17 protein-coding genes and 1 pseudogene are annotated in these 17,106 nt (G+C 58.8%); 10 read left to right on the forward strand and 8 right to left on the reverse strand.

Annotated elements, in window-relative coordinates; all coding sequences use genetic code 11:
• Nucleotides 1-54: 54 nt before the first annotated feature.
• From CKW21_RS00570 to CKW21_RS00580, 3 genes are all read right to left on the reverse strand, one after another.
• Entirely contained in the window at nt 55-945 is an 891-nt protein-coding gene (locus CKW21_RS00570) for a triacylglycerol lipase (protein WP_095192091.1), read from the reverse strand.
• A gap of 120 nt (nt 946-1,065) precedes the next feature.
• Nucleotides 1,066-1,371, reverse strand: coding sequence for a multidrug efflux SMR transporter (locus CKW21_RS00575; protein WP_095192092.1), 306 nt, complete (start codon nt 1,369-1,371; stop codon nt 1,066-1,068).
• Nucleotides 1,372-2,010: an FMN-dependent NADH-azoreductase gene (locus CKW21_RS00580; RefSeq protein ID WP_095192093.1), complete on the reverse strand. Its 639-nt coding sequence runs from the start codon at nt 2,008-2,010 to the stop codon at nt 1,372-1,374. It abuts the gene before it with no gap.
• A 109-nt stretch (nt 2,011-2,119) separates the two neighbouring features.
• On the opposite strand from CKW21_RS00580, the gene CKW21_RS00585 reads away from it, so the two are divergent.
• From CKW21_RS00585 to CKW21_RS00595, 3 genes are all read left to right on the forward strand, one after another.
• Entirely contained in the window at nt 2,120-3,034 is a 915-nt protein-coding gene (locus tag CKW21_RS00585) for a LysR substrate-binding domain-containing protein (RefSeq protein WP_170948604.1), read from the forward strand.
• 217 nt (nt 3,035-3,251) lie between these two features.
• Nucleotides 3,252-4,016: a hypothetical protein gene (locus tag CKW21_RS00590; RefSeq protein ID WP_095192095.1), complete on the forward strand. Its 765-nt coding sequence runs from the start codon at nt 3,252-3,254 to the stop codon at nt 4,014-4,016.
• A gap of 56 nt (nt 4,017-4,072) precedes the next feature.
• Entirely contained in the window at nt 4,073-4,780 is a 708-nt protein-coding gene (locus CKW21_RS00595; protein WP_095192096.1) for a hypothetical protein, read from the forward strand.
• Between the two features lie 73 nt (nt 4,781-4,853).
• On the opposite strand, the gene CKW21_RS00600 is transcribed toward CKW21_RS00595, so the two are convergent.
• Nucleotides 4,854-6,923: an AsmA family protein gene (locus tag CKW21_RS00600; protein ID WP_095192097.1), complete on the reverse strand. Its 2,070-nt coding sequence runs from the start codon at nt 6,921-6,923 to the stop codon at nt 4,854-4,856.
• Between the two features lie 377 nt (nt 6,924-7,300).
• Between CKW21_RS00600 and CKW21_RS00605 the strand changes: the two genes are divergently transcribed.
• The 7 genes and pseudogenes from CKW21_RS00605 (at nt 7,301) to CKW21_RS00635 (ending at nt 12,541) form a co-directional block, all read left to right on the forward strand.
• Nucleotides 7,301-7,723 (forward strand): hypothetical protein, encoded by a 423-nt coding sequence (locus CKW21_RS00605; RefSeq protein ID WP_095192098.1) that lies wholly within the window; start codon nt 7,301-7,303, stop codon nt 7,721-7,723.
• 173 nt (nt 7,724-7,896) lie between these two features.
• Nucleotides 7,897-8,529 (forward strand): TetR family transcriptional regulator, encoded by a 633-nt coding sequence (locus CKW21_RS00610; RefSeq protein WP_095192099.1) that lies wholly within the window; start codon nt 7,897-7,899, stop codon nt 8,527-8,529.
• A 283-nt stretch (nt 8,530-8,812) separates the two neighbouring features.
• A complete protein-coding gene (ureE, locus tag CKW21_RS00615) occupies nt 8,813-9,313 on the forward strand; it encodes an urease accessory protein UreE (RefSeq protein ID WP_095192100.1) in 501 nt (166 codons plus the stop codon).
• Nucleotides 9,310-9,984: an urease accessory protein UreF gene (locus CKW21_RS00620; RefSeq protein WP_095192101.1), complete on the forward strand. Its 675-nt coding sequence runs from the start codon at nt 9,310-9,312 to the stop codon at nt 9,982-9,984. Before ureE ends, CKW21_RS00620 begins: the two co-directional genes overlap by 4 nt.
• A gap of 36 nt (nt 9,985-10,020) precedes the next feature.
• Nucleotides 10,021-10,635 carry an urease accessory protein UreG gene (ureG, locus tag CKW21_RS00625; RefSeq protein WP_077045358.1) on the forward strand — a complete coding sequence of 205 codons (615 nt, stop codon included), beginning with the start codon at nt 10,021-10,023 and terminating at the stop codon, nt 10,633-10,635.
• 27 nt (nt 10,636-10,662) lie between these two features.
• Nucleotides 10,663-11,234: pseudogene (locus tag CKW21_RS00630) on the forward strand (HupE/UreJ family protein).
• A gap of 173 nt (nt 11,235-11,407) precedes the next feature.
• Complete coding sequence (locus tag CKW21_RS00635; RefSeq protein WP_095192102.1) at nt 11,408-12,541, forward strand: AGE family epimerase/isomerase; 1,134 nt, start codon at nt 11,408-11,410, stop codon at nt 12,539-12,541.
• Nucleotides 12,542-12,622: 81 nt separating this feature from the next.
• Here the strand turns inward: CKW21_RS00635 and CKW21_RS00640 are convergent, their stop codons facing one another.
• The 4 genes from CKW21_RS00640 to livM all read right to left on the reverse strand — a co-directional run bounded on the left by CKW21_RS00640 (nt 12,623) and on the right by livM (nt 17,103).
• Nucleotides 12,623-13,396 (reverse strand): SDR family oxidoreductase, encoded by a 774-nt coding sequence (locus CKW21_RS00640; protein WP_095192470.1) that lies wholly within the window; start codon nt 13,394-13,396, stop codon nt 12,623-12,625.
• Nucleotides 13,397-14,237: 841 nt separating this feature from the next.
• A complete protein-coding gene (locus CKW21_RS00650) occupies nt 14,238-14,954 on the reverse strand; it encodes an ABC transporter ATP-binding protein (RefSeq protein WP_095192103.1) in 717 nt (238 codons plus the stop codon).
• Nucleotides 14,951-15,823: an ABC transporter ATP-binding protein gene (locus CKW21_RS00655; RefSeq protein WP_095192104.1), complete on the reverse strand. Its 873-nt coding sequence runs from the start codon at nt 15,821-15,823 to the stop codon at nt 14,951-14,953. Before CKW21_RS00655 ends, CKW21_RS00650 begins: the two co-directional genes overlap by 4 nt.
• Nucleotides 15,820-17,103 (reverse strand): high-affinity branched-chain amino acid ABC transporter permease LivM, encoded by a 1,284-nt coding sequence (gene livM, locus CKW21_RS00660; RefSeq protein WP_095192105.1) that lies wholly within the window; start codon nt 17,101-17,103, stop codon nt 15,820-15,822. The genes CKW21_RS00655 and livM overlap by 4 nt, the downstream gene beginning before the upstream one ends.
• Nucleotides 17,104-17,106: the final 3 nt, after the last annotated feature.

Here is a 17,106-nt window from a genome sequence, read left to right on the forward strand (position 1 = left end):
GATTTGGGGCTGCTACGCAGCCCAGCGGGAGCAAGCTCCCTCGCCACAGGCGGTCTAAAGCCCTGCCGCTTCAAGCCTCGCCGCATGTTCGACAAACAGCCTCACCGGCTCGGCCCCCTTTCCCACCAACCCCAACGACTGATTGACGATGTCGAAGTGGTCCAGCGGGTAATCATCGCCAATCACCGTCCCCAGATGCGAGCTGTAGCGTCCGACCATCCCGTCGCAATGCCCGGCTTCGCGCACAAAGGTCCTGGCGAACAGCCGGCAACTGCGGTTGGTGCCATCGAGCAGGTTGAGTCCGCGATTGGTCTTGCCCGGCTGCAAAATGCCAGACCAGGAGTAATAACGCACGCCATTGACCTCTTCCGCCCCCTGCCCGCCCCAGGTCTCGGGCAGCCCTTGTGGATAACGCTGATTGAACAGCGCCACGCCTTCGGTGGTGAGTGAGTGGTGGGACGCGTGGATATCCACAGGCAGTTTCGGTCCGCGATACCCGGTTTCCAGCAGGCTCATCAACGCGCCGATCAGACGCAGCAAAGAACTCAGCAGCCGGCCACGGACACTGTCATGTGGATAATGTTTGTGCAGGTAGTCGGCGAGTTCCGAACCATGATTCGGCCCCGCCACCGACGTCACCGACGCGACCTGGTCGGGTCGCTTGGCGGCAGCATACCGAGCCGTCAGCGAACCCTGGCTATGGCCTATCAAATTGACCTTCTCGGCCCCGGTTTCGCGCAAAATCTCTTCTATCCGCGCCAGCAACTGCTCACCGCGCACCTCGTTGGAGTTGAGCGGCGAGACCTGCACCGCAAACACCACTGCACCGCCCTGGCGCAGCGCGGAAATGATCCCGTACCAGTACGGATACAGCAGCAAGCGCACAAATCCGAGCATTCCCGGGACCAGCACCAACGGATAGCGCGGGGCGAAACCTTGCGACATGGGCGAACATCCTTGTGATCGAGGGTTGTAAGTGAGCGTTGAAGCAAGGCGGGATGCAAGACATCCGCCAAGCTAAGCCAGCGAACATGACAACTCGACGACCAGTTTAAGACATCCACCCTACTTCAACCCCACTACCCCCGCCACGATCAGCCCGACCGAGAGCAACTTGACCGCGCTCAGGCTTTCACCCAGCAACGCAAACCCGAGAAATACCGTGCCCAACGAACCGATGGCAGTCCAGATCGGGTAGGCGATGCTCACCGGCAACTCGCGCATGGCCAGTGTCAGGAAGTACACCCCGCCCACTGCGGCCACCACGGTGATCAGCGACGGCCACAGGCGGGTGAAGCCCTCGGCGTACTTCATGCCCATGGCGAAGGTGACTTCGAACCCGGCGGCGATCAGCAAGAACAGCCAGGCCATCTAGAACTCCCTGGCCAGCGCCAGCAAACGCTGTTCGGCCTCGGCGGCGGAAACCTCGAAGGTGCGTGCCTCGGACTCTTCGCCCTCGGCGGCGACCACTGTGACATCGGTGATACCAATAAAACCCAATGCCGTTCGCAACAAGGGATCGGCGTGATTCATGGCTTCCAGCTCGCCACCCGGACCAAAACCGAAGCCGCCGCGACTGGTGATGATCAGTGCTTTTTTGCCCCGCACTAGCGGTTCGTATTGGGCGATACCGTTGTCGAGCGTGTGATTGAAGGTCAACCCAAGCCGCACGATCTGATCGATCCAGGCCTTCAAGCCGCTGGGGACGCTGAAGTTGTGCATCGGCGTGGAAATCACCAGCAAGTCATGGTCCAGCAACTCGCCGACCAGTTCATCGCTGAACGCCAGGTCGGCCTGCATCGACAATGGCCGGGCATCGGGTTCAGGGTAGAACGCGGCCGCCACGAAGGCTTCATTGACTGGCGGAATCAGCGCCCGCCCGACTTCGCGGCGGGTCAGCTGTGCGTGGGGATTACGCGCCTGCCAGGCTGACAAAAACACTTCGGACAAACGTCGGGAGTGCGAGCGCTCACCACGTGGACTGGCATGAATGGCAAGAATTTTACTCATCTGAATCTCCTCGGAGCTAAACTAAAACTGCTTGTGGCTTGCAGCTTGAAGCTCGCAGCTGCCCCTATTCAACTGAACAAAAATCAGTCTGGATGAATCCATTTCATCCATGGAGCATTCAATGTTTGCCTCGCTACCGCTGACCGCCCTGCGCGCCTTCGAATCCGCTTCACGCCTGCTGAGCTTCAAGGCTGCCGCCGAAGAACTGTCGGTGACCCCGACGGCGGTGTCCCATCAAATACGCTCGCTGGAGACGTGGCTCGGCGTGCCGTTGTTTGAACGCTTGCCACGTCAGGTACGCCTGACCGACTGCGGCGAACGGCTGTTCCACAGCCTGCATGGCGCTTTTCTGGAAGTGGCGCAAAGCGTCGACACCCTGCGCCCGCAACGCAGCGGCACGAACCTGACGATCTCCACCACCGCCGCCTTCGCCGCCCTGTGGCTGGTGCCTCGCCTGGGGCGCTTTTACGCCCGCCATCCAAACATCAGCCTGCGTCTCGATACCCATTGCGAAGTCATCGATCTGCATCAGGACGCCAGCGTCGATCTGGTGGTGCGCTACAGCCTCGATGACTATCCGAACCTGTATGGATTGTGCCTGTTCGACGAATCCTTCGGCGTCTATGGCTCACCAGAACAAGTGAGCCTGGCCACCACTCGCACGCCAACGCTGATCAGCGTGCACTGGCACAACTCCAAGCTCTATGCCCACGGCTGGGAGGCCTGGTGCGCACAGGCTGGCGAGACCTGGCTGACCGGCCAGCCCGCCGTGCGTGAATACGATGAAGAGCATTACGCCCTGCAAGCAGCGATCGCCGGGCAAGGTCTGGTGCTGGCGAGCAACATTCTGGTATCCGAAAACGTTGCCAGCGGTGTGCTGGTGCCTTATCGGGGCGATGTGCAGGTGGATGGCGCCGGATACAGCGCACTCTGTGTACCGGGGCGTGAGCGACATCCTCCGGTTCGAGCGTTTTTTGCGTGGTTGCGAGAAGAAGCACTTGGCTCGGGACAGGCCGTGCGTTGAGCTTCAAAGATAAGTCACTCGACATTTAGATATAAAAGATTGAGCACCTCTCCATTAAAAACACAACCCGAAAACCTGATAGATAGAAAACAACTCAACATCTAACACTTCACCTATATTTAAAGTCACAAACCTTAAATGGACTTTTTATCGGAGAAAATTAATCTAAAACCGTAACCAACCGGTTGCTTACACAATCAAGTAAAGGACTACTCACATGTTTTTGGAACAACGACTCGAATTTGTCGACTCCCTTCCATCGTTACCACTGATCACAATGCCACGGGCATTCTCCGGCACGTCTGGAGACCAGCCCGCATACGATATAAACAAACCAAACGCCAGCGCATTGCCTGGCACAATCGATGTGTTTATGCCTGGTGTTTCGCAACAACTGATGGAGGATGTCAACATCTGCAAACTAATAATGCAAAGGGACGCAGATAGATTATATCCGAATGACACCCAGTTATTTGAATGGTACAAACACTATGTTACTGGCTTGAGCAAGCTGGGCTGGATCATTCAAGCCAAGGACATTCAAGAGACCACTATCCGAAGAGTTGGACTGACGATGGATCAGGTTGCCCTGGAAATTGCCAAGGGGTTGATTGGTGCAAATAGTGCTCAAATCCTCGCAAACGTCGGCAAACAGGCAGTAGAGGCGGCACAAAAAAATCCTCGAGCCATCGATATTTTTAATCGAAATTCCAAGCTTGGAAAACAAGCCAAGTTCGACATCGCTCCCGTTTGGGTTGATGGTAACGGACAAGCGAACATGGTCCTTAACTGCATATCCCTCGACGCAAGGGAAAGCACCCGTGGCGTCCTGTTCTGGAAATCCACAAGGCAATCCACCACCATCAAGACCGGGGCCGTGCGGACATACCTGGACAACCGCGTGTTCTCTGGCATTCGCGAACTGCTGTATAGGAAATTCAGCAAGCAAGCTGAAGATTTTATTGAGGGGCTAAACTTCTAAGTCAACACAAACTGCAAACTAATACACTTAAACACCAAACCAGAGTCCCAGCCATCATGGACACATCCCCGTTTGATATTTACCTGATAAGAGGCAATATAACTATTTTCTGTGGTACCCACACCGAAGACTTTAAAAAAGACATTTTGCATTCCAGCCTGTTGGGCGACCTCGCTTCAGGGTCGAAACACTCACACTGCGAACTTTCGTGGTCCGAATATGTATCCACGGTCAACAAATTAGGCTGGATCACGAAGAGCCGAGAGTTGAAGCGTTGCGAATTCTCCGCGAAAAGCCTGTTACAGGCAGTGGAAACATGTGCAGAGGTTTCCCTGACAAAAGACGAAAAACAAGCATTACTCAATGCCTTTTTGCAGCTAAGTAAACCGCCCACCCAATCGCCTGTTATCAACATAATTCTGGATAAACTTCGAACCAATACATTTGATCCAGGCGTAAAAATCAAAGCCATCGCTTCAAAACAGACACCGGTAGCCACTTCTACCCGGTTAACCATTGTTCGCAACAATGCCAGCATCATTAGCCTGCGGATTGCATTTCAAGCAAATGATGGAATCAACGCTGATGTTCTGAACCAGCCTGTCCTCAGCTCCATCAAGGATGGAAAATCCAACATGTGGTTATTGGTGAGTTCGCTGGATGCGCGTGAGTACGACAAAATCAGAGCCGCTGTCATAAAAAAAATCGGCAATCACATCAACACAGATGTGCTGCACGTTCCAACACCTACCCTTGCTGGCTGAGAATCTGCCGCAATTTATGCTTGATCGCTCTCGGACTTGTTCTGCGGCAGTGATCAAGCATTTTCAACCCACCTCAGTTTCTCACCGTCTTAGGCGCCTTGCCCGCTTTCATCTGCTCCAGCAACGGCGCGCACTGATTCGGCTCGCCGCCGCTCGGCGCCACCAGTGCCAGCAACCCTGCCGCGGGTGCCGCGATCACCCCCAGCGCCACCATCCCGGCGCCGCGCAACATCAAGGGTACGGCTTTTACCCCGGCATCGGGCTTGATGAACTTGCCCCGCACGTAAAGCGGTGAACGCAATGAAATCAAACGCCAACCCTTGGATTCCGGGGTAATGGTCAGGTCCAGTTGCTCGGTCGCCATGTTCGCCGTGCCATCGACATAGACAATGGCGTTTTCGGTGTCGAAGACGAACAGCCGCGTGGTTGCCAGACCGCTCTTGATGTCGAAGTCGGCCGCTGCGCAGTTGATCTTCACTTCCTTGTCGCCAAAGATCCTGCCCACTACGTAGTTGCCGACGTTCAACCCGGCCAGCTCCATCAACTCGCGACTGATCGCCCCATCGTTGATCAGCATTTTCAGATTGCCATTGGCGCTGCCCAGCAATTTGGCCACCGAATTGCCGCGCCCGGTGATGTCGGCATCACCATTAAGCTCGCCGAAACTGGTTTTCATCGGCTCGAAGGTCGGGAACAACTGCTTGAGCTTGAAACCGCGCGCGGTGAGCTTTGCGTTGCCTTCCAGGGGGTCAGTGCGACCGTTCAGGCGAATTTGCGCGTCCAGCTTGCCCCCCGCCACGCCGAATCGCAGCGGTTCGAGGCTAAGCACGCCATCCGTGAGCACCAAGTGTGTATAGAGGTCGTTGAACGGCAGTTTTTCACTGTGGACGATGCGTTTGCCGGTGAACTCGACATCGGCGTCCATATCGCGCCAGCGCTCGGTCTTGAACGCTTCGACCGGCAGCACCTTGTCCGCCGGCTGCTTGCTCTCTGCGCCACGGGTCTTTTGCTTGGCATTGGAGTCGGCGCCGATCAGCGGCGCCAGATCGGTAAACAGCAATTGATTGGAAAGCAGTGAACCACTGAGCTTCGGTCGCGGCTGGCTGGCGACATAACTCAAGTTGCCATGGATATCGCTGGCGCCGATCTTGCCGTTGAACGCTTCATAGCGGAAGACTGCGCCCCCCGGCTCATGTAACCGGGCTATCAGGTGACCGTCGGTGGCGTACGGCGGCGTATCCGGCAGGGTCACGCCGGTCAGCGGGTAGAGATCGCCCAGGCTGTTGCCGGCCAGCTTCAGGCGCAAGTCCAGGGCACCCAGGTTCATCGGGTCCGTCAGGGTACCCGCCAGTTCGACGCTGGTGTCGGCGATCTTCACCTGGGCCTGCAGCGGAAACGGCCGCGCCGCGTCCTGCAGGGCCAACAGACCTCCGACTTTGCCCTGCCCCGCGAGTTTCTGACCGTGATACTGACCTTTGACCTTCAGGGCAAAGGCGTAGTCCTGCGGTGATGCGCCTTTCTCCCGAGCGGCTTTCGCGGTCTTGTCGCCGACAATCTCGCTGAACGGAACCGGTTTGCCCAGCGGGTCGATCAACACGTCGAGCTGGGTCTTGAGGCTTTGGTCGTCGAGGGTGACATGGCCTTTGTCGAAACCGATTGCACCGATATCCATCACCCAGGGTGATGGTTCGGCGTTCGGGTCTTTCGGATCGAACTTGAAAATCCAGTTGGCGCGGCCGTCGGCCAGGCGTTGCAGTTCGGCATTGGGTTCTGTGAGGTCGATACGCGGAATCACCACACGCTGTGCCAGCAAGGCCAGGGGTGAGATGCGCAGCTCGACGCGTTTGAGGCTGGCCATCTGTGGCGCCTTCGACCAGTCCGGATTGCCCAGGCTCAAATCTTCGGCCACCACGTGCGGCCACGGTACCCAGGCTCGCCAGCCGCCCTCATCAAGCTCGCGGCGCCAGACCACCGCCAGGTTGCCGTTGATAGCGAATGGACGGTGCAACTCTTCAGAAACTTTGGCATTGAGCGACGGTTTGATCCGGTTCCAATCAAAGAACACGATGATCAGTACCAGCACCGCCAGCAGCACAACCAGGCTGGTGAAGGTCCAGGCGAGAGTTTTACGAGTGCGCGTCATTGCACAGGGCTCCTGATACGACTGAGCGCCCGGACTGCGACGCACATGAAAAACGCTGGGCCAGAACCGGCCCGCTATGGAATCTACGACTGGAAAACCGCGCGCAGGTTTAATCGAAAAACCGATATTGCCGCAATCAACCACTCGATTGTCGCCCTTCCTTCCTACCCTGCGTTACCGCACCCGCACTTTTGCGTGGCGCAAGTGAGTCGAAAATACCCACCTCGGTGCACCGCAAAGCCACGGTTTACAAGGCCTGCAGAGAACAATCAATTCCGTTGATTATTAACATTGCGTTTATGAACTTTTATATCGACTTATCGAGAGTAGCATTGCCTTCGTACCCAATTTATCGCCCTCCCACGGAGCACCCGATCATGAAACGCCAGTTACTGCTCAGCCTTACTCTCTCTATGTTGGCCAGCACTGCTTTCGCACTGCCGGCCGCTGACCAGGCTACTCCGCAAGTCAAAGACAGCCACTCGGTATTCAGCCAAACCGTCGCCGCCGATGGTTCCGACCGTACTCCAGGCCAAACCCTTGCCGAAGGTGGTAACGATCGCCTGAAAGAAAAAGGCCTGATCACCGAAGATGGCTACGATCAAACCCCACAAGGTCAAACTGTTGCCGAAGACGGCTACGACCAGACCCCACAAGGTCAGACTGTTGCTGAAGACGGCTACGACCAGACGCCTCAGGGTCAAACCGTTGCCGCTGACGGCTCGGACCGCACCCCAGGTCAAACCCTCGCCGAAGGTGGTGGTGACCGCGTGATCGAACGCAACAGCACCATGAGCTAACCCCATGGTGGCCCTGAAAAAAAGCCCAATCACCGGATTGGGCTTTTGATTTTCTGGCTCCTCGCTTTATAGACGCCATACCTCCCCCACTGGAACGCCGTATCCCCGTTCGACGCCGGCAAAGCTGATTTGCTAGAGTGCGCCGCTCTCCTTCTTCAGAAAACACCCCTGCAATGCTGCCCCGCGCCGAACAGAAGCAACAAACCCGCAACGCCCTGATGGACGCTGCCCGCCACTTGATGGAAGGTGGCCGAGGATTCGGCAGCCTGAGCCTGCGCGAAGTGGCGAAAACCGCCGGGATTGTCCCGACCGGTTTCTACCGGCATTTCGCCGATATGGATGAGTTGGGCCTGGTGCTGGTCAGCGAGGTCGGCCAGACCTTCCGTGAAACCATCCGTTTGGTGCGGCACAACGAATTTGTCATGGGCGGCATCATCGATGCGTCGGTGCGGATTTTTCTCGATGTGGTCAGTGCCAACCGTTCGCAATTTCTGTTTCTTGCCCGCGAGCAGTACGGCGGTTCGCTCCCGGTGCGTCTGGCCATCGGCCGTTTGCGCGAAGATATCAGCTCGGACCTGGCTGCCGACCTGTCGCTGATGCCAAAGCTGCAACACCTGGACATCGCCGACCTGAGCGTGATGGCGGACCTGATCGTTAAAAGCGTGTTCGCCACCTTGCCGGACATCATCGATCCGCCAGCCGAGGCATTGCCTGAACATCTGACGCCTCAGGCGAAGATTACCCAGCAGTTGCGGTTTATCTTTATCGGCCTCAAGCACTGGCAAGGTCTCGGCAGCACTGAGTAACCCGCCTCTCCTCCTGGCTGCACACAATTCCCTGCTCGCGAAAGCGGTCGTCCACTCACCATCAAGGTAACCGACCTGCCCCATTCGCGAGCAGGCTCGCTCCCACAGAAAAGCCAAACCGCCTCACGCTGGTGCAATACAAAATCCTTTTGCACCGACATCACTCAAACCCACGCCCTACCAAGCCTCGACCTACGCGTCCCTCAGGCATTTCCTACACACCACCCCGGTTGGCAAGCCCCTTGCTCTAGCCTGAGCATTGTCCATTGCTGGAAGCTTTCCGATGCTGGTGATTCATCGCAGAATCGACCCTCAACCCGTCTGGGCCGCCGAGTTGCACCTGACGTTCGAAGCCCGGAGCAAAAGCCGTTTGCGCTGTTTCAGTGCCGAAGGTGAAGACGTCGGCTTGTTTTTGGAGCGCGGTCAATCGCCACTGTATGACGGCGAATGCCTGCAAGCCGAAGACGGGCGCATCGTCCGCGTTTGCGCCCGCCCGGAACAGCTGCTGCACGTCACCTGCGCCAACGCTTTCGAATTGACCCGAGCCGCCTATCACCTGGGCAATCGCCACGTTGCCTTGCAGGTTGGCGACGGCTGGCTGCGCCTGCTCGATGATTACGTACTCAAGGCCATGCTCGAACAACTTGGCGCCACTGCCGAAAGCATCGAAGCGCCATTCCAGCCGGAGCACGGCGCCTATGGCGGCGGCCACCATCATTCGCGCCATGGCGATGAAGACTTCAACTACCCGCCCAAACTGCACCAATTCGGCGTGCGCCCATGAACCCCGCCTGGGCGCTGCTGCGTCTGGCCAGTCCGCAATTGCCGATCGGCGGCTACAGCTATTCGCAGGGTCTGGAAATGGCGGTGGAGAACGGTCGGGTGCACGATCCGGACAGCGCGCGGCGCTGGATCAGCGATCAGTTGCTGCTCAATCTCGCCCGCTTCGAAGCCCCGCTGCTGCTTGCCCATTGCATGGCCGCTTTCGAGGAAAACTGGAGCGGACTGCTACAACGCTGCGAAGAACACCGCGCCAGCCGGGAAACCCGTGAGTTGCATCAGGAGAGCCGGCAGATGGGCTATTCCCTGCAACAACTGCTCTACGGTTTACCGGAGTTGGACGCAACGGCACGCGCCTTTCTTGCACAACGCCCCGAACCGCACTTGGCCCTGGGTTGGGCACTGGCCGCCCGCGCCTGGCAGATCAGTCCACAGGACGCACTCGCCGCGTGGCTCTGGAGCTGGCTGGAAAACCAGTTGGCGGTATTGATGAAAACCCTGCCACTGGGCCAACAAGCTGCCCAGCGCCTGACCAGCGAATTGCTCCCGTTGTTGCAGCAAGCTCAGCAGAACGCCACCACCATCAACACCGAACACTATGGCAGCGCCGCTTTCGGCCTGTCCCTGGCGTGTATGGCCCACGAGCGCCAGTACAGCCGTCTGTTTCGTTCCTAGGCCCCTTGTTTTGGCCGCTCTATTCTGGAGAACCACATGAACACACAACCCCTGCGCGTCGGCATCGGCGGTCCGGTCGGCTCCGGTAAAACCGCCCTGACCCTGGCCCTGTGCCTGGCCCTGCGCGATCGCTACAACCTGGCCGTCGTGACCAACGATATCTACACCCGCGAAGACGCCGATTTTCTGGTGCGCAACCAGGCTCTGGCGCCAGAGCGGATCATTGGCGTGGAAACCGGCGGCTGCCCGCACACGGCGATCCGCGAAGACGCCTCGATCAACCTCGAAGCCGTGGATCAGCTGAACCGCCGTTTTCCCGGCCTGGATCTGATTCTGGTGGAGTCCGGTGGCGACAACCTGTCGGCGACCTTCAGCCCTGAACTGTCGGACCTGACCATCTATGTGATCGACGTTTCGGCCGGCGACAAGCTGCCACGCAAGGGCGGACCGGGGATCTGCAAGTCCGATTTGCTGGTGATCAACAAAATCGACCTGGCGCCGCTGGTAGGCGCGTCGCTGACCCTGATGGACAGCGACACCACGCGCATGCGCAACGGCAAGCCGTTCGTCTTCAGCAACCAGAAAACCGGTCAGGGCCTGGAAGAAATCATCGCCTTCATTGAACGCCAGGGCCTGCTGACCGCGGCCTGAACCCCTTATTCACAAGGAAGCTTATCCATGACACTGAAACGTATCCTGGGCGCCCTGGCCCTTCTGTTGACCCCGGCTATCGCCTTCGCCCACCCGGGTCATGGCGACAATGGATTGATCGCCGGCATCAGCCATCCGATCGGCGGCCTCGACCACTTGCTGGCGATGCTCGCCGTCGGTCTGTGGGCAGCGCAACAGAAAGGCGCGGCGCGTTGGGCGCTGCCGTGCACTTTTGTCGGCACCATGCTGTTTGGCGGGCTGCTGGGTTTTGAAGGCCTTAACCTGCCGGCACTGGAAAGCGGGATCGCCGCGTCCGTGTTGGCGTTGGGTCTGGCGGTGGCCCTGGCGGTGCGTCCGCCGCTTAGCATGGCAGTTACCGCAACAGCGCTGTTCGCGCTGTTCCATGGCGTGGCACATGGGTTGGAGCTGCCGGATATGTCCAGCCCCTGGGCGTATGCAGCAGGTTTTGTCGCGGCGACGGCAGCGTTGCATGCAGTCGGTTATGCCGTGGTGCGGGTCTTGCCGCAAGCGGCGGCCCGCTGGTTCGGCTGGCGGGCGCGGCTTCGGCGGCGACTGGGGTCTGGTTGTTGGCGGGTTGATTCTCTAGCGCCTGTAATGGCCTCTTCGCGGGCAAGCCACGCTCCCACAGGTTTTGTGTTGTCCGCAATCCTGTGGGAGCGTGGCTTGCTCGCGAAGAGGGCCTGACAGACACCGCGTCCCTCAGGCCTGCTAACATGTCGCGCAATCAAACCTGCCGTGACGACGCCAGCCAATGCCGCATGTTCCTCGCTCCGCCTCCCAGCCTGAACTGACCGCTCTGTTCACTTCGGTGCAACAGCACTTCCAGGACGTGATCGTGCCACTCTGGCAAGGACCCGGCTGGAATGCCGACATGGCGTTGCCCTATGAGGCATTGGACGCCGAACACCAGCCGCTGCCCCCGCAGCGTTACCGGGCCATGGCCTGCGCACGGCAGTTGTATCTCTTCGCCAGCCTGATCGGTCAGGTACCGAACGCGGAAGAACGTGCCGCTGCCCTGTTCCGTTCCCTGCAACGGCATTTTCACGACGCCGAGCACGGCGGCTGGTTCTACAGCATCGATCCGCACGGAGCGCCGCTGGATCAGCGCAAAGACCTCTACACCCACGCTTTCATCCTGTTCGCCTGCGCCCATTACTGGGACAAAGTCCGCGAGCCGCTGGTGGAGTCGGTGCTCAACGCCGCCCTGGAAGTGATCGCACGGCGTTTCGCCACTGGCGACGGCCTCTACGAAGCCTGCCTCGATCGTGACTGGAGCACCCTGGAAACCGGCCCGCTGCAGAACCCGTTGATGCACTTGGCCGAAGCCTTCCTCGCCACATTATCCGTGCGCGAAGACCTCGCCGTACAACGTGCGCTCGTAGAGTTATGCACAGCCATGCAGAAGGGTTTTATCGATCCGAAATACGGCGTGTTGATGGAGAAACCGCTGGGCGCTGTGGATAACTGGTTTGAACCGGGCCATCAGTTCGAATGGTATTTCCTGCTGGAGTCTTCTGATTTGCTGCGCGGCTCGAAACTGCACGCTTCGCTGGAGCGCGCGTTTGCCTTCACCGAGCAATTAGGTGTAGATCAACAGACCGGTGCCGTGCGGGCCATGCTCGACCTCGGGCCGAATGGCGGCTCTCGAGATGCTACCCAGCGAATCTGGGCTCAGGCCGAGTACCTGCGCGCGTTGACGCTGCGCCCGGACAGCGAAGCCACGGTATTGCGTCAATTGCAGGCGTTGCAGCAGCGATCGCTGCACCCAGGCGGGTGGTACGAGTGCCGTGACGAGCACGGCGAAGTGAGTCGTCGGGATATGCCGTCGACCACGCCTTATCACCTGGCGACCTGTTATCGCGGGCTGGCCGACTATCTGCGCTGATAAATAAATCGCTTTCGCGAGCAGGCTCACTCCCACATTGGAATGCCCCCCTGTGGGAGCGAGCCTGCTCGCGAATAGCCGTTACGCGTTCTTGCTACCACTGCGATCAATCGCAAACCCGGCCCAACTCTGGCTGACCGGCATCAACTCCAGGCTGTTGATGTTGATGTGTGCCGGGGCATTGAGAATCCAGAAAATGGTGTCGGCGATGTCCTGCGGCTGGATCGGTTCGGCACCGGCGTAGGTGGCGTTGTAACGCTCCTGATCACCGCCAAAACGCACCAGTGAAAACTCGCTCTCGCACAGACCCGGCTCGAGGTTGCTGACCCGCACGCCGGTGCCTTGCAGATCACAGCGCAGGCTCAGGGAGAACTGCTGGACGAAGGCCTTGGTCCCGCCATACACATGGCTGCCCGGGTACGGATAATTGCCGGCGACGGAACCCAGGTTGACGATACCGGCGCCACGACCGTGGGCAATCAGGCGCGGGAGCAGCAAGCGCGTGCTGTACATCAGGCCCTTGATGTTGGTATCGACCATGGTGTCCCAGTCGTCCAGGCTGCACTTGGGCGCCGGATCAGCTCCCAAGGCCAGGCCTGCATTGTTGATCAGCCCGCGCAACTTGGCGAAAGAGGGTGGCAGGTTGGCAATGGCTTCTTCCATGGCCTTGCGGTCACGCACATCGAGCACCAGGCCATGCACCTCGGTCTGCTTCGACAGCTCGGCACACAGTGCGTTGAGGCGTTCTTCACGACGACCGGTCAGCACCAGTTTCCAGCCGGCCTCGGCAAAACGACGGGCACAGGCTTCACCAAAACCGGAGGTCGCGCCGGTAATAAACAGGGTGTTGGACATCGTGTTCTCCTTGCTTGGACTGAGGGTCAGCCATTGGAATAGAAAATCAGCAAGCAGCATGCCCGGCCTTGTCCACAGCGGCAACCACTGCCAAACCTGTACAAAAAACGACCACCCCACGCAAAACCTTGTAAACCGTGGCTTGCAGCCAGGTGCGCGCATCTTATCCACAGCCCCATCCACACATTCCGGGGGCAAGTCGAAATGCTGCAAGCCGCTATCCACAAGGCTTAGCGAGGGATTACAAAACTTTTTCGCTTGACCCTCGTCGTCCTGCCGTGTAGCCCATGGCCATTTTCTCGACCAGCCGGTCAAACCGACGGTGGCCGCAAGCCAGTAACTACGGCCTTCAGCCGAGTCTTTCCAGAGTTTAACCACAGACTTATCCACAGGCTTGCCCACACCCGTTTGCAGCAGTTTCACCCCAAGAAAATAGTTGACAAATCCGGCCTCAAGACGCGCAAAAGCGCCTGCTCAAAAAACAACCACAACGCTGAAAGCCACGAATTCAGAGGCTTCCAGCCAGCTACACCCACGTTATTCACAGCCAGTTCCACAGCAAACGGGGACAAGTCAAAACCGTGACAAAACAACTATTTGCAGCGGCTTTATGTCGCGCTTTGGGAGCTTGCGAATATTGTTTTCCACAATTTCCCGAGACCGCACGACCGCCCACTGTGGGAGCGAGCCTGCTCGCGAAAGCGGTCTGTCTGCCACATCCATATTGACTGTGCCGCCGCTTTCGCGAGCAGGCTCGCTCCCACAGGGATTTGCAGTGTATTGAAGGTGTAAAAAAGCCCCGGAGATTGCTCGCCGGGGCTGTGGATACTTCAGCAACGAATCAATGCCCGCCAAGATAAGCGTTACGCACATCCTCGTTGACCAGCAGTTCCTTGCCTGTGCCGCTCATGCGGATCTCGCCGTTGACCATCACATATGCCCGGTCCGACAGCCTGAGGGCGTGGTTGGCGTTCTGCTCCACCAGGAAGATAGTCATGCCGGTCTTTGCCAGCTCCCGCAGGGTGGCGAAGATCTGCTTCACCACGATCGGGGCCAGACCCAGGCTCGGCTCGTCGAGCAGCAGCAGCTTGGGCCGGCTCATCAACGCCCGGGCGATGGCAAGCATTTGCTGCTCGCCGCCGGACATGGTCATGGCGCGCTGGGTGCGCCGCTCTTCGAGCCGCGGGAACAGCTCGAACATGCGTTGCATGTCTTCCTTGGCGTATTTATCGCCGATCGGAATGGTACCCATCAGCAGGTTTTCCTCGACGGTCATGTCGGGGAACACCCGCCGGCCTTCCGGCGACTGCGCGATACCGTTGGACGCGATGTAGTGCGACGACTTGTGGGTGATGTCCACGCCTTGGTAGAGGATCTGCCCGTCCGCCGCCCGCGGCTGGCCGAAGATCGACATCAGCAGGGTCGACTTGCCGGCGCCGTTGGAGCCGATCAGGCTGACGGTTTCACCTTCGTTGATGTGCAGCGAGACTTTCTTCAGGGCCTGAATCGGCCCGTAAAACACGTCCAGCGCCTTGAGTTCGAGGATGGGTTTACTCATACCACCTCCTCTTCGTCGGCGCCCAGGTACGCGGCAATCACTTTCGGGTCGTTGCGGATGTCGTTGGGGCCGCCCTCGGCGATGACAACGCCGTGATCCAGCACCACGATGTGGTCGGAAATACTCATTACCATGCCCATGTCGTGTTCGATCAGCACCACGGTCAGATCGTGCTCATCGCGCAGCAGCCGGATCATCGCGCTCAGCGCTTCGGTTTCCTGAGGGTTGAGGCCGGCGGCCGGTTCGTCGAGGCAGATGATCTGCGGACGGGTGCACATAGCCCGGGCGATCTCCAGGCGACGTTGCTGGCCGTAGGACAGCTCACCGGCCAGACGGTTGGCGCAGTCCACCAGGTCCACCACTTCCAGCCAATAGAACGCGTGGTCCAGGGCATCGCTTTCGGCCTTGCGGTAGCCCTTGGTGTTGAGGATGCCCGCGAGCATGCTGCGGTTGACCCACATGTGCTGGGCCACCAGCAAGTTTTCCAGCACCGACATTTCCTTGAACAGGCGAATGTTCTGGAAAGTCCGCGCCAGCCCGGCCCGGTTCACCAGATGAGTACCACCGAACGCCTTGTAGAACAGGCGACTGGCGAAGGTTTTCGGTGAGACGAAATCGGTCGGCTTGAACGATTCGCCCAGCAACTTGATGACGTTGGTCTGCTGGCCACGCACGTTGAGTTCGATCTTGCCGCCGGAGGCCTTGTAGAACCCGGTCAGGCAGTTGAACACGGTGGTCTTGCCGGCGCCGTTGGGACCGATCAAGGCGAAGATCGAGTTGCGCTTGACCTTCAGGCTGACATCATTCAACGCCTTGATGCCGCCGAAGTGCATCATCAGTTTTTCGACACTGAGTACGACTTCGCTCATGGCGCTACTCCTTTACGCGGGGTCACACCGGTACGGCTGATCCGAATCAGGCCGCGCGGTCGCCAAATCATCATCAACACCATCAGGATGCCGAACAGCAGAACGCGGTACTCGGCGAAGCCACGCAGCAGCTCCGGGGCTACGGTCAGTACGAAAGCCGCGATGACCACACCGATGGTCGAGCCCATGCCGCCGAGCACCACGATGGCGAGGATCAGGGCCGATTCGAAGAAGGTAAACGAAGTCGGGTTGACGAAGCCTTGGTAGGTGGCGAAGAACACGCCGGCCAGGCCCGCCGTCGATGCACCGATGGTAAACGCCGAGAGCTTGACCAATACATGGTTCAGGCCCATGGAACGGCAGGCGATTTCGTCTTCACGCAGCGCTTCCCAGGCACGACCTACAGGCATCTTGACCAGACGATGCTTGATGTACAGCACGGCCAGCACCACCAGGAACAACACCGCATAGATGAAGTAGTACTTCACGTCGGGGTTGTAGGCGAGGCCGAAGAACTCATGGAACGGCACACCGCCATCTTTCGCACGTTTGCCGAACTCGAGGCCGAAGAAGGTCGGCAGCGGCGCCGACATACCGTTCGGGCCGCCGGTCAGGGTCAGCCAGTTATTGAGGACCAGGCGGATGATTTCACCGAAGCCCAGGGTCACGATCGCCAGGTAGTCACCGTGCAAACGCAACACCGGGAAGCCAAGGATGCAACCGGCCAGCCCCGCGGTAATCGCCGCCAGCGGCAGCACCGTCCAGAAACCCAACCCCAGGTACTGATAACCGAGCGCCAGGCCGTAGGCGCCGATGGCGTAGAACGCCACGTAACCCAGGTCGAGCAGGCCGGCCAGGCCGACCACGATGTTCAGCCCCAGGCCCAGCAGCACGTAGATCAGCCCGAGGATAACCACACCCAGCACGTAGGAGTTGGAGAAGAACGGGAACACCACGGCGATGACGATCATCAGCGGGATGATCCAGCGCAGGCGCGATTTGTAATCGGGTGCCAATACGTGCACCCCGGAGCCGGAGGATTCAAATCCTTCGAGAATTCTCAGGCCCTTGGGCGTCTGCAGGAACGTGCTCAAGGCAAAGCGACCGGCCATGACGATGGCAACAATCCAGGCCACCCGGGTCGATTCCAGGTTGAAACCGTAGCCATCGAGTACAACACCGACAATCGGCCCGAATACGATCAGGGCCACAAGCCCGGCAAGGATCGCGTCAACCAGACTTTTCTTGAGATCAATGGTTTTTTTAGTGGTTGAGGACATCGC

The sequence above is a fragment of the Pseudomonas sp. Irchel 3A7 genome (assembly GCF_900187565.1).
Taxonomy (GTDB): Bacteria; Pseudomonadota; Gammaproteobacteria; order Pseudomonadales; family Pseudomonadaceae; genus Aquipseudomonas.

Coding starts and splice junctions, on each gene's coding strand:
- ureG (WP_077045358.1), top strand. CDS start 10,021: ATGAACACACAACCCCTGCGCGTCGGCATCGGCGGTCCGGTCGGCTCC.
- CKW21_RS00585 (WP_170948604.1), top strand. CDS start 2,120: ATGGAGCATTCAATGTTTGCCTCGCTACCGCTGACCGCCCTGCGCGCC.
- CKW21_RS00640 (WP_095192470.1), bottom strand. CDS start 13,396: ATGTCCAACACCCTGTTTATTACCGGCGCGACCTCCGGTTTTGGTGAA.
- CKW21_RS00590 (WP_095192095.1), top strand. CDS start 3,252: ATGTTTTTGGAACAACGACTCGAATTTGTCGACTCCCTTCCATCGTTA.
- CKW21_RS00605 (WP_095192098.1), top strand. CDS start 7,301: ATGAAACGCCAGTTACTGCTCAGCCTTACTCTCTCTATGTTGGCCAGC.
- CKW21_RS00580 (WP_095192093.1), bottom strand. CDS start 2,010: ATGAGTAAAATTCTTGCCATTCATGCCAGTCCACGTGGTGAGCGCTCG.
- CKW21_RS00600 (WP_095192097.1), bottom strand. CDS start 6,923: ATGACGCGCACTCGTAAAACTCTCGCCTGGACCTTCACCAGCCTGGTT.
- CKW21_RS00655 (WP_095192104.1), bottom strand. CDS start 15,823: ATGAGCGAAGTCGTACTCAGTGTCGAAAAACTGATGATGCACTTCGGC.
- livM (WP_095192105.1), bottom strand. CDS start 17,103: ATGTCCTCAACCACTAAAAAAACCATTGATCTCAAGAAAAGTCTGGTT.
- CKW21_RS00610 (WP_095192099.1), top strand. CDS start 7,897: ATGCTGCCCCGCGCCGAACAGAAGCAACAAACCCGCAACGCCCTGATG.
- ureE (WP_095192100.1), top strand. CDS start 8,813: ATGCTGGTGATTCATCGCAGAATCGACCCTCAACCCGTCTGGGCCGCC.
- CKW21_RS00570 (WP_095192091.1), bottom strand. CDS start 945: ATGTCGCAAGGTTTCGCCCCGCGCTATCCGTTGGTGCTGGTCCCGGGA.
- CKW21_RS00635 (WP_095192102.1), top strand. CDS start 11,408: ATGCCGCATGTTCCTCGCTCCGCCTCCCAGCCTGAACTGACCGCTCTG.
- CKW21_RS00650 (WP_095192103.1), bottom strand. CDS start 14,954: ATGAGTAAACCCATCCTCGAACTCAAGGCGCTGGACGTGTTTTACGGG.
- CKW21_RS00595 (WP_095192096.1), top strand. CDS start 4,073: ATGGACACATCCCCGTTTGATATTTACCTGATAAGAGGCAATATAACT.
- CKW21_RS00575 (WP_095192092.1), bottom strand. CDS start 1,371: ATGGCCTGGCTGTTCTTGCTGATCGCCGCCGGGTTCGAAGTCACCTTC.
- CKW21_RS00620 (WP_095192101.1), top strand. CDS start 9,310: ATGAACCCCGCCTGGGCGCTGCTGCGTCTGGCCAGTCCGCAATTGCCG.